Consider the following 11,728-nt stretch of genomic DNA (forward strand, 5'->3'; position numbering starts at 1 on the left):
ACAATGGTAATTTCATTACTGATTTACAAACTGATTCACAACTAAATCAAATCATTCTTGCTCATAGTAGTGGAAAAGGGTTAATAGGTACTGCTGAATTTATTAAACCTTCTGCACCAGAACCAACACCAGAACCTGTCGCTAAATCAACACCGGAAGTTAAACCAGAACCAACACCAGAACCTGTCGCTGAATCAACACCGGAAGTTAAACCAGAACCAACACCAGAACCTGTCGCTGAATCAACACCGGAAGTTAAACCAGAACCAACACCAGAACCGATCGCTGAATCAACACCGGAAGTTAAACCAGAACCAACACCACAACCTGTCGCTGAACCAACACCAGAAGTTAAACCAGAAACCACGGTTGAAAGTACACCGGAAACTCCAGTTAGTGACTCAGAAGAATTTACCATTACTGCTACTCAAGGTGTCACCATTTCCAAACTATCTTACAAAGGTCAAGTCAAACGTACTCAGTCCGATGAATACATAGAAATTAGCAATTTTGGTAACATTCCTGCTGATATTTCTGGTTGGAAAATTACTTCTGCGGGTAGTGCTAAACAAGTATTCATTTTCCCCCAAGGAACTGTGTTAGAAGGTGGTAAGAGTTTCCGTGTTTACACAAATGAAGTACATCCTGAAACCGGTGGTTTCTCTTTTGGTAGTCGTTCTGCAATTTGGAATGATGCAGGGGATGAAGCAAAATTGTTTGATGCAGCAGGAAATAATGTTTCTACTTTAGCTTATGGTAAAAATACCGTTGCAGGTATCAAACAAGAATTAAAAGTTTCTCAACTCAAGTTTGTTGCTACTTATAATGCAGTTAACAAACAAATGTCTTTAGGTGGAAAAGTAACATTTACCGAAGCTGTATCTCTAGCAATTCGCAGTTTCTTAGAAGATGAAAGTGATGCTGAAAGTCCTTTAGGATTAATTCTCAATGATCCTGATAGTTTTGATTTACCAAATGATGTTACCAAAGCAGTCGCTACTGAAGAACTGCGTTCTTATCTCAACGAAAATGGGGTATTAACTTTATATCCTACCGCGAAACGTAGCACCGCAGAAAATGGCGAAACTGTAGATGAAAATTGGATTTTTGAGTTATCACTAGATGCAATGAGTGATGTCATCTTTTGGGCAATTGTACCCCGTTCCGGTGATAAAAAAGTCTATAACTATGGGTTTTTATAGGTAGGTTTTTTATCAATTGATAATTGATAATTGACAAGTGATAATTGTTTCATTCAAGGTTTAATGGATGGGTAATTGTCAATTGTTAATTGTTAATTGTCCATTGTTGAAAGGTATTCAGCTTTGAATGTCCAGCACCAGATCCCCGAATTATTTGATAAGTAGGGGATCTGAATTTTTCAAGTTATGAAAGTGTATTGATATCAATTCCTTTAGCTTGCAATTTCGCTAATAAGTCTTGATATTTTTGCTGCTCCTGTTCCAATTGTTGATTTAATTCCAGAGATGTGAGAAACTTTCTTTCATCAGGATAATAAATTTCTAAATTATCTGATGTTAATTCAAAACGTATTCCTAAACGTGGACTTACCCAATTATTCATTTCTTCAATTTCTTCTAACCATTCTTCTTCTCTAATAAGTCCGGTTAATTCAAGGGTTGTTGGATCGTAAATATAATATTCTTCTACTCCATAACGATGATAAAAAAGTAACTTTCTCGCCATTTCTTGACTACGATTTCCGGGAGATAATATTTCAAAAACCACCTGGGGAGCAATATTATTTTCTTCCCATTGTTTATAAGAACCACGTCTACCTTTTGGTCTATCAAAAATCACCATGACATCAGGTGCTTGACGGGTTTTTACACTTCCCTCAACTGGATACCAAAGTAAATCACCTGCTATAAATACATCAGGGTTTGATGCAAATAGTATTTCTAAATTCTCCTTAATTTTAACTATCCATTCATAGTGTTCTGTATTTTCTGACATCGGTTTTCCATCACTATCAGGGTAGATTATTTCTGATTGGGTTTCTGGTGTAATTTGCTGTACCATATCTATATCTCCATTTTACCAAAGGTAAATAATTGTTTTATTTGACAGTGGTACTCAATCAAGTTATTTATTATTGTACAGGGAATAAATAGGGAATAGAGTTTTAAATAATTTATTGTATGGAGTTCTTACAAAAAAAGAAGTCTGAAATACACAAAACATTATAATAAAAAAACCCTTACCTTCTTCTCTTTGCGTCTTTGCGTCTTTGCGTGAGACATAAAAATGCTATCCTAAAAAATATAATAACCAATAAAAACAAAATGCCAGCGCCTACGATAACCCCAACAACAACAGCTTTTCCATTGACTGCTGTAGTCGGTCAAGAAGCGATTAAAATAGCATTACTGTTAACAGCAGTAGATCCCGGTTTGGGGGGTGTGGTAATTGCTGGTCGTCGAGGTACGGCTAAATCTGTGATGGCGCGTGCCATTCACGCCTTGTTACCACCTATAGAAGTTGTGAAAGATTCCATTAGCAACTGTGATCCAAACCACCCGGAAGAATGGGATGATAAACTGTTAGCGGAACAAAGACAGGAAATAGAAACAGAAGTAAAACCCGTTCCTTTTGTTCAAATACCCTTGGGTGTCACCGAAGATCGACTTTTAGGTTCTGTGGATGTGGAACAGTCGGTTAAACAGGGTGATACAGTTTTTCAACCAGGGTTACTGGCCACCTGTAACAGAGGTGTGTTATATGTGGATGAAATCAATTTATTAGATGATCAAATTAGTAATCAACTGTTAGCGGTATTATCTGAGGGACGCAACCAGATAGAACGGGAAGGTATCAGTTTTCAACATCCCTGTAAACCGTTGTTTATTGCAACTTACAACCCAGAGGAAGGCGCTTTAAGGGAGCATTTACTTGATAGAATTGCGATCGCCCTTTCTGCTGATGGTGTTCTGGGTTTAGATCAAAGAGTGGAAGCAGTGGAACAGGCCATTGCTTACTCCCGTTCTCCCCAAGAATTTTTAAACCAATACAGCGAAGATATAGACGCACTCAAAACCCAAATACTTTTAGCAAGGGAATGGTTAAAAGAAGTCAGCATTTCTTTAGAACAAATCACATACCTTGTTAATGAATGTATCCGCGCTGGAGTAGAAGGACATCGCGCCGAATTGTTTGCTGTCAGAGTTGCCAAAGCAGCAGCAGCTTTAGAAGGACGTAATACCGTTAACGCGGAAGACTTGCGACGTGCGGTAGAGTTGGTGATCGTTCCCCGCACTACCATCATTCAAACCCCACCCCCCGATCAACCACCTCCACCACCCCCACCACCCCAAAGTCAAGACGACTCGGAAGAACAAGAGGAAGAGGAAGAACAGGAAGACAAAGAAGAACAACAGGAAGAACAGGAACAACAAGAACCCCCAGATATTCCCGAAGAATTTGTATTTGATCCTGAAGGGGTAATTTTGGATTCTGATGTATTATATTTTGCTCAGATGTCCCAACGTCAAGGTAAATCTGGAAGTCGTAGTTTAATCTTCTCAGAAGACAGGGGACGTTATATCAAGCCAATGTTACCCAAAGGAAAGGTAAAACGTATTGCCGTAGATGCCACATTGCGAGCCGCAGCCCCGTATCAAAAAGCACGTCGCGCCAGACAGCCGAATAAAAAGGTAATAGTGGAACAGGGCGATATGCGGACAAAGCGGTTAGTTAGGAAAGCGGGCGCTTTAGTTGTATTTGTAGTTGATGCTTCTGGTTCAATGGCATTAAACCGGATGCAATCTGCCAAGGGTGCAGTAATGCAGCTTTTAACCGAATCCTATCAAAACCGTGATCAAATTGCTTTGATACCTTTCCGGGGTGAACAAGCGGAAGTGTTATTACCTCCTACCCGTTCCATCGCTTTAGCAAAAAACAGGTTAGAAAAATTACCTTGTGGTGGCGGTTCACCTTTAGCACATGGGTTAACTCAAGCCGTGAGAATTGGTGTCAATGCTCAAATGGGCGGAGATATCGGTCAGGTTGTGATTGTGGCAATTACGGATGGACGTGGTAATATTCCTTTATCTCGTTCTTTAGGTGAACCCCAAGAACCAGGAGAAAAACCGGATATTAAAGCGGAATTGCTAGATATTGCAGCGAGGATTAGAGCCGCAGGGATGCAATTACTGGTGATTGATACAGAAAGTAAGTTTGTTTCTACTGGTTTTGCGAAAGAGTTAGCGAAAACTGCGGGAGGTAAATATTACCAGTTACCGAAAGCGACAGATAAGGCGATCGCATCTATGGCTAGAGGAGCGATCGCTGATATAAAATCTAAATAGATTGTCAGAATCATATCAGATCCCCAACTTCTAGCATGAATGATCAATTATGAAGATCATGATCAAAGAAGTCGGGGATCTAGTTTAGGTTAAGCTAATTTGTAGATAAGTCTATTGATTTTTACTACCATTGAAGGAGAATGTAGTCAATGCAACTTCTAGCTCCAACTGAAGAAAAGATGTGGGAAAAAATAGCATCTACAAACTATGTAAAAATGTCTGATCAAGAAATAAATGCAAAATATGAAAAAGGTGAACAACGAATATTAACTGAAATGAACCGGGAAAAGCTACCAGCTTTTGTAGAATCGTTAAAAAAACCAGGTTATATGGATCTTAGACCTTTTTATCAAAGAAGAAATAGATGGAATAAGAAAAAACAGTCTCAACTAATAGAATCTTTTTTGATTAATATTCCTGTACCTCCAATTATTCTGTATGAAAAGAAATATAATGTTTATGAAGTAATGGATGGTCAACAGAGAATTACTGCGCTTAAAGATTTTTATGAAAATCGTCTGCAATTAACAGGTTTAGAACTTTGGCCAGAACTGAATGGACGTACATATAATGAACTTCCTGGAAATATTAAAGCAGGAATTGATCGTCGTTCTATTTCGACTATAGTTTTAATTACAGAGTCAACATCTAGTCCAGAAGATGCACTGTTTTTAAAACAGCTTGCTTTTGCGCGTATCAACACTGGAGGAGTAGCACTCAGTCATCAGGAAATACGTAATTGTTCATTTTATGGTCAGTTTAATCAGTTATTGCTAGAGTTAGCAGCTAATCCAATTTTTGCAGCAGCTTGGAATATTCCCATTGATGATAAAGAAGAACTTCAGAAAAATAACTTCTACAAAAAGATGGAAGATGCGGAACTAATTCTGCGTTTTTTTGCATTGCGTAATACTGATAAGTTTAGTAGAGGTATGGAGGGATTTCTCGACTTATATATGATGAAAAGTCTATCATTTTCTGAGCAAGATATCGAATTTCTAAAAGACATTTTTTTCAAAACTATCAATCTAGCTCACCACATATATGGAGAGAAATTATTCAAACCTTTTGATCCTCAGTCTGATACTTGGAAGGATAGAGCATACAAAGCTTATTATGATGCAGTAATGGTGGGTTTTAGTAGACATTTAGAAGATTCAAATATTTTATGGGAACGTAAGTCAAAAGTAATTGAAAAAACTAAAATTCTGTTTAGAGAAGATACATCAAAGCTGTTTACTGGAGGTGGAAAAACTAAGTCTGATATTCAAGAAAGAATCAGTATATTTGATAATATGCTATCTCAAGTCATAGCAGAGTAAAAAGCAATGTTTCAAAATCTGCTCATGGCTGTAAAAGCTAATATTTCTACAATTCGTGCCATTATCAAAACGAATGAGAAAATTCGAGACATTGCTTTTGGAGATGTTTCTGTATATCCAGAAGAAACAAAAATAGTCCTCATGGATATGTTTCAAGATATCCCGGAAGCAACTGATTGGCGTGTTTATGATCATTGTGCTGTCGTCACTCGTTTGTATGCTATTTATGAAACCTTTGTAGAAGACTTAATTCGAGATTGGTTAATTATTTTACCAAGTTTATATCCAAATTATTCAGACTTAAACGAAACTATTCGTAGGATTCACCAAACTGGAGTAGGAAGACTGCTGCAAGAAATATTGAAAGAAGATAATAATAGATACAAGAACCTATCTGTACAAAAGGTCATGCTGGGGTTATTGAATGGAGAAACTGGAGAAGATAAATATCAACTATTACCAGATGCTTTTCTCTTTCATGAACAGAATTTACGCAAAAATAGCTTAGAAAGATTATTAGCAAATGCTGGTATTTCTAATAGTTGGGGTTGGATCATAAAACATAGATATGTAAAATATTTTATTGAAGAAATTAGAGGAAATGAAACTTCGATGGAAAAAGAACTTAATACATTAATTAGTTATCGCAATGATGCAGCACATGGAACAAATATAGATAATTGGTTAGCTGCTGAAGCGCTGCTACAATTATGTGATTTTGTTGAAAGTTTATGTCAAGCACTAACTGAATTAGTCAATTATCAGGTGCTTCAAAGTAAAGAATCAATTGGACAAGTACAAGAAGTTGGTAAAATTACAAAGTGGTTTAAAAAACCTCAAGCTGGTGTTTTCACAGCATATATAGAATGTTCATTATCAGTTGGTAGCACTATTATTTTAGTAGGAGAATCCTACTGTCAAGAAGCTAAAATAGAGAGTATTAAATATAATGATCAGTCAATTACTGATGAGATTAAAACAACCACAGGAATGGAGGTAGGGTTAAAATTTGATGTTGAGGCCAGAAAAGATTTGCGTTTGTATAAATTAACGACTTAAAGCAGATATAAAATCTAAATAGTGGTATCAGATCCCCGACTTCTTTGATCATGATCTTCATAATTGATCATTCATGATAGAAGTCGGGGATCTAGTTTAATGTAAATGAGAGATTTCTCACATATTCCCGAAAAACAGAAGATAATGAAAACATGACCTTATCTTCTTTCAGCTTACTTACTAAATACCGTTGTTGTAAAGATTGTAAACCGTTATTAAAATCAACTGAGGACAAATTTAAGTTTTGTGTTAAACTTTTTTGTGTTAAACTTTGTCTTAATTCTTCTCTGGAAATAGGGTTTTCAAACTTACTCAGTTGTAATACTATTTGTTGTTCTATAGGTGATAAACGGTTATATATCTCTTGAAAATGAGACTGGATTTGCTGGGTAATATGTAATGTATTCTCTGCTAAAAATTCAACAACTTCACCATCATAATTTTTGGCAATTAAGACGGTAATAGTTTTTAAAAACATTAAGTTACCTGTATATAATTTCATTAAATCTAACCAACTATCCTGATTTTTTAATCCTGTATTTTGGAGAATATCGGAATGATATAAACCTGAGATTTCTAAAGATTTGATGGGATATAATTCTGGATATAAAGATTCCATTTCTGGACATTGTTCTTGACTAATTAAGATAATATTACTTTGATGTTGGGTTTCTGTAACAAGTTTGAATAAGGGTTGATAGTCTTGATATTCTGGTTGATATTTTCCCGCAAGTTCACCAGGTGTAAAGATATTTTGGATATCATCAAGGATGATTAAACATTTTTGTGTAGAGAGAATATTAAATAGTTGTTTGATTTTATCATCTAGATTTTTTTCAGGTTGTTGTTTACAGACTTGCAATAAATCATCAATGAGTAAATTTAGAGATTTGGGATATTTTAAACTTTTCCAAATTATGACTTCAAATTTATCTAAGTTGAAATCTACAAATCTTTTAACTAGAGTAGTTTTACCAATTCCTGATAAACCTAAAATAGAGATTAAAGGGGTGTTTTGATTGAGAACACAATTAGATAAATATTCTAATTCTTTCTCTCTTCCATAAAATCTAATAATTCTTGGTGATAAAGTTAAATCATGGTAAGAAGATTTAGGTATTTCTGTTTCTGGGGAATTTTTATTATTTGATGGATGATTTGAATTTTGACAATTAGAATAAGAATTAATATTATGATTACCAAAGCTAACAATTTTAGAATTTACAACTCTTTCTATAGTCCAAGCAAAATTAGATTTATTAATATTTTCTCCCAACTTATCCGATAATGTTTTAAATAACTTTCTACTTTCATCACCAATATAACCTTCATCATAATTATAAAGTTCAGCAATTTGTTTATAAGTTTTACCCTTAAATAATTCTTCAATAATTCTTTTTTGCAGATCATCTAAATGCTGATCTGTTTCTGTGAAAATTAAATTATCTACAAATTGCAAAATTTCTGTAATAGTCATAAAAACTAGATGTTATAAATTGATATTATCCGCTACGCAGAAAAAGCAAAAACATCAATCTCAATTTTTTTATGAGATTTTTTATTACTATTCAGCAGTGAGCGAATATTTTCCGCAGTTTCACTACTAAAAGTTATTTCTCCACAACGAGAACAAACTTTAGCGGGAATACCCTCAACTAAAATTAGTTTACCGTTAATTTCAAAAGTTTCATTTACTAACTCTTGAGTAAAATTTTCTGAACCACAAATATGACAACTCAACATTATGACCTCCTCTGACAATAATTAATCCATTCTTTTGGATCAGAATCTGCTTATTTACAGGATTGATGCAGTCTGACGCACCTTACCAGATTTTATAAGCCGTTCAAGTATTATAACTTATATTGCTTCCAAACAATCAGGTATTTTCAGGTATTTTTTTAATATTTTTTCATTAAATATCAAATAATATCAGCATTGTTAAACCCATATAAAATAATGGTTTTCCTGCGACTAGACGTAATCCAGAAAAATAATGTATAATAATCATAGAATTAATTATAAAAATATGCAACAATTAATCATTCAAGTTGCTGATAAAGAAAAAGCCGAGATGCTACTAAAAATTATTTCTGCTTTAGATTTTGTCAAATCTGTAGAAGTAGTAGAAGATAACAATAATATAGCTGATAGTGAGCAAGATTTTTTTGATTTAGCGGGAATTTGGGAAAATAGAGATATTAGCACTCAATCCATTCGTCAAGAAGCATGGAGAACAGAAAATAAATGATTTTATGTGATACAAATATTATCATAGAATTTTATAAAAACAATTCTCAAGTTATCTCTGAACTGCGGTTTCAGGGAATTAATCAATTAGCTATTAGTTCTATTACTCAAGCTGAATTATATTATGGTGCTATTAATAATTTGGAGTTGAAAAAAATTAAAACCCATTTACAATTACTCCATATTTTTCCTATTGATGTCATGATATCTACTCAGTTTATTACACTAATGGAAAATTACTCTCTTAGTCATAAATTAAGTATACCTGATGCTTTAATTGCTGCAACAGCATTAGTTAATCAGATTGATTTATATACATTAAATGTTAAATATTTTCGTTTTATTAAAGGCTTAAATTTACATCAACCTTCTATTAATTAGTTGTAAGATGTGTCAGATATCAAGAATCCGCTTATTTACAGGATTGATGCAGTCTGACCTATCCTACCAGATTTTATAAGCTGTTCAAGTATTATAACTTAGATTGATTCCAAAAAATCAGGTATTTTCAGGTATTTTTGTAATATTTATTAATTATACATCAAGGAATATCAGGGATTTTCTGAGGTGACAAAAAAGTAACAATCTATAAAAATGATTAATCAAGGTGTATTCAATTACAATGCTTTGAGGAAAACTATGGTTAATCAACTTTATTATGGAGACAACTTAGAAGTTTTAAGAAAGTATATTAAAGATGAATCGGTAGACTTATGTTATATTGATCCTCCTTTTAATTCTAAACGCAATTACAATCAAATTTATAATAATATTGGTTCAGAAGATAAAGCACAAGCGCAAGCATTTATTGATACTTGGGAATGGGATGATCACGCTATTAAGGGATTAAGTGAAATCACCAGTAATTATCATGGTTTATTTACTCAACAATGTATAGCTTTAATTACAGGTTTAAGTAATGTTTTAGGAACAGGTAGTTTACTTGCTTATTTAGTGAGTATGACTTTAAGAATAACAGAAATTCATCGAGTTTTAAAACCTACAGGTAGTTTTTATTTACATTGCGATCCTACCTCTAGTCATTATTTAAAGTTAGTTTTAGATGCTGTTTTTTGTAGTCAAGGAGGAGATTTTTTAAATGAAATAACATGGAAAAGAAATTTTACCAAAAAAGGATCACAATATAAGATGCTTCGTTATGCAAATAATTGTGACATTATATTTTTTTATAGCAAATCAAGCAAGTATTTTTTTCAAACACCTAAAACTAAATTATCAAATCAAGATGATATTGAAAAAAGATATAATAAAGTTGATGAACAAGGTCGAAGATATAAGTCAGAGCCAATTGAATTACCTGCAATGATGGCGCGAGAAAATTTACGTTACGAATATAAAGGTTATTTACCTAATTATGGTTGGATGATGAATCGAGAAAAAATTGAAGAATTAGATAAACAAGGAAAGTTATTTTTTACTAAAAATGGAAAGCCTAGAAGAAAGAATTTTATGGAAGATTATTCAGGAGCAGAAGTAGATAATCTGTGGATAGATGTGATACCATTAGGTCAAAAACAATCAGAATCTTTAGGATATCCAACACAAAAACCAGAAGCATTATTAGAAAGAATAATAAAAGCCAGTTCCAACGAAAATGATATCATATTAGATGCTTACTGTGGATGTGGTACAACCGTTGCAGTTTGCCAAAAATTAGACAGACAATGGATAGGAATAGACATCACTTATCAAAGTATAAGTTTAGTCTTAAAAAGATTAGAAGACAGCTTTGGTAAAGGAGTTTTAGACACCATTAAATTACATGGTATACCCAAAGATATCGAAAGCGCAATAGCATTAGCAAATAAAAAAGACGATCGCACTCGTAAAGAATTTGAAAAATGGGCAATTTTAACCTATACAAATAACCGAGGAATAATTAACATCAAAAAAGGATCAGATCAAGGAGTAGACGGAATTGTTTATTTTTACGGTGATAAAGGAGATCAAGAAAAAATCATCTTACAAGTTAAATCTGGGAAGGTAAAATCAGGAGATATCCGCGATTTATTAGGAACAATGACCTTAGAAAATGCCAGAATTGCCATATTTATCACCTTAGAAGATCCTACCAAAGATATGTTAAAAACTGCCAAGTCTGCTGGTTTTTATCAAAATAAACTCATGCCTCATAGTTGTGATAAAATTCAAATTGTTACTGTGCAAGATATTATTGAAAATAAACAACGATTAACTATGACATTAGCTTATGAAGTTTTAAAAAGTGCAGAAAAACAAAAAGAAGTAAAAGCAAGTCAAATTGAGTTAGATATTTAATAATATCTGGTAGGTTGGGTTGAGGAAACGAAACCCAACACATATATTAACTTTTAATAAATTTTCATCAGTTAACCTATTTCATCAGAACATCATGTAGGGCTTTAGCATTGCTAAACCCCTACAAAAATATCGGTTTTTAAGCTGTTACGCAGCTAAATTCTATAATCATAATATTCTTAGCTCTTGTGGAACAGGCATCTTGCCTGTTAAACTTATACAAATTAAATGCACAACAGCTTATAAATAAATTGCAGATGTAAATAATTCACTATTTTTAATTTATCAATGATGCACGATTTAGTGATACTTTGGAAATGCGTTAGCGGTAACTCCCTGAAGCGATCGCTATACTACCCATAATTTACCCTACCTCCACCAAATCAAATAATTAAAAAATCATAAAAATTCTTATTAATACATCAGTATCAAATACAATTAACCAGCAAATAAAAAACTAAAAAACCTAAA

10 protein-coding genes are annotated in these 11,728 nt (G+C 33.5%); 7 read left to right on the top strand and 3 right to left on the bottom strand.

The features are described from left to right. The coding region (locus H6F47_RS28705) for a lamin tail domain-containing protein (protein ID WP_277877180.1) at nucleotides 1-1,202 on the top strand (1,202 nt) is incomplete at its 5' end. Nucleotides 1,203-1,386: 184 nt separating this feature from the next. Here the strand turns inward: H6F47_RS28705 and H6F47_RS24700 are convergent. Then, nucleotides 1,387-2,043, bottom strand: coding sequence for a Uma2 family endonuclease (locus H6F47_RS24700; RefSeq protein WP_190651438.1), 657 nt, complete (start codon nucleotides 2,041-2,043; stop codon nucleotides 1,387-1,389). 263 nt (nucleotides 2,044-2,306) lie between these two features. Here H6F47_RS24700 and bchD point away from each other — a divergent pair, with 263 nt between their 5' ends. The 3 genes from bchD to H6F47_RS24715 all read left to right on the top strand — a co-directional run bounded on the left by bchD (nucleotide 2,307) and on the right by H6F47_RS24715 (nucleotide 6,709). Continuing rightward, a complete protein-coding gene (bchD, locus tag H6F47_RS24705; protein WP_190651441.1) occupies nucleotides 2,307-4,328 on the top strand; it encodes a magnesium chelatase ATPase subunit D in 2,022 nt (673 codons plus the stop codon). Nucleotides 4,329-4,477: 149 nt separating this feature from the next. Further along, a complete protein-coding gene (locus tag H6F47_RS24710; RefSeq protein ID WP_190651442.1) occupies nucleotides 4,478-5,650 on the top strand; it encodes a DUF262 domain-containing protein in 1,173 nt (390 codons plus the stop codon). Between the two features lie 6 nt (nucleotides 5,651-5,656). Then, nucleotides 5,657-6,709 (top strand): MAE_28990/MAE_18760 family HEPN-like nuclease, encoded by a 1,053-nt coding sequence (locus H6F47_RS24715; RefSeq protein ID WP_190651444.1) that lies wholly within the window; start codon nucleotides 5,657-5,659, stop codon nucleotides 6,707-6,709. Nucleotides 6,710-6,800: 91 nt separating this feature from the next. Here H6F47_RS24715 and H6F47_RS24720 read toward each other — a convergent pair whose 3' ends face one another. Together H6F47_RS24720 and H6F47_RS24725 are read right to left on the bottom strand one after the other, a co-directional pair. Continuing rightward, nucleotides 6,801-8,186: an NB-ARC domain-containing protein gene (locus H6F47_RS24720; RefSeq protein WP_190651446.1), complete on the bottom strand. Its 1,386-nt coding sequence runs from the start codon at nucleotides 8,184-8,186 to the stop codon at nucleotides 6,801-6,803. A gap of 32 nt (nucleotides 8,187-8,218) precedes the next feature. Beyond that, a complete protein-coding gene (locus tag H6F47_RS24725) occupies nucleotides 8,219-8,452 on the bottom strand; it encodes a YgiT-type zinc finger protein (protein ID WP_096568799.1) in 234 nt (77 codons plus the stop codon). 253 nt (nucleotides 8,453-8,705) lie between these two features. On the opposite strand from H6F47_RS24725, the gene H6F47_RS24730 reads away from it, so the two are divergent. The 3 genes from H6F47_RS24730 (at nucleotide 8,706) to H6F47_RS24740 (ending at nucleotide 11,257) form a co-directional block, all read left to right on the top strand. Continuing rightward, nucleotides 8,706-8,960 (top strand): hypothetical protein, encoded by a 255-nt coding sequence (locus tag H6F47_RS24730; RefSeq protein WP_242027490.1) that lies wholly within the window; start codon nucleotides 8,706-8,708, stop codon nucleotides 8,958-8,960. Continuing rightward, nucleotides 8,957-9,340: a type II toxin-antitoxin system VapC family toxin gene (locus H6F47_RS24735; protein WP_190346572.1), complete on the top strand. Its 384-nt coding sequence runs from the start codon at nucleotides 8,957-8,959 to the stop codon at nucleotides 9,338-9,340. Before H6F47_RS24730 ends, H6F47_RS24735 begins: the two co-directional genes overlap by 4 nt. A 258-nt stretch (nucleotides 9,341-9,598) precedes the next feature. Next, on the top strand, nucleotides 9,599-11,257 hold the full coding sequence (locus H6F47_RS24740) for a DNA methyltransferase (protein WP_190651448.1): 1,659 nt from the start codon (nucleotides 9,599-9,601) through the stop codon (nucleotides 11,255-11,257). Nucleotides 11,258-11,728 lie beyond the last annotated feature (471 nt).

This window comes from Sphaerospermopsis sp. FACHB-1094 (assembly GCF_014696195.1).
GTDB classification, from domain to species: domain Bacteria; phylum Cyanobacteriota; class Cyanobacteriia; order Cyanobacteriales; family Nostocaceae; genus Sphaerospermopsis; species Sphaerospermopsis kisseleviana.

Coding starts and splice junctions, on each gene's coding strand:
- H6F47_RS24700 (WP_190651438.1), bottom strand. CDS start 2,043: ATGGTACAGCAAATTACACCAGAAACCCAATCAGAAATAATCTACCCT.
- bchD (WP_190651441.1), top strand. CDS start 2,307: ATGCCAGCGCCTACGATAACCCCAACAACAACAGCTTTTCCATTGACT.
- H6F47_RS24710 (WP_190651442.1), top strand. CDS start 4,478: ATGCAACTTCTAGCTCCAACTGAAGAAAAGATGTGGGAAAAAATAGCA.
- H6F47_RS24715 (WP_190651444.1), top strand. CDS start 5,657: ATGTTTCAAAATCTGCTCATGGCTGTAAAAGCTAATATTTCTACAATT.
- H6F47_RS24720 (WP_190651446.1), bottom strand. CDS start 8,186: ATGACTATTACAGAAATTTTGCAATTTGTAGATAATTTAATTTTCACA.
- H6F47_RS24725 (WP_096568799.1), bottom strand. CDS start 8,452: ATGTTGAGTTGTCATATTTGTGGTTCAGAAAATTTTACTCAAGAGTTA.
- H6F47_RS24730 (WP_242027490.1), top strand. CDS start 8,706: ATGTATAATAATCATAGAATTAATTATAAAAATATGCAACAATTAATC.
- H6F47_RS24735 (WP_190346572.1), top strand. CDS start 8,957: ATGATTTTATGTGATACAAATATTATCATAGAATTTTATAAAAACAAT.
- H6F47_RS24740 (WP_190651448.1), top strand. CDS start 9,599: ATGGTTAATCAACTTTATTATGGAGACAACTTAGAAGTTTTAAGAAAG.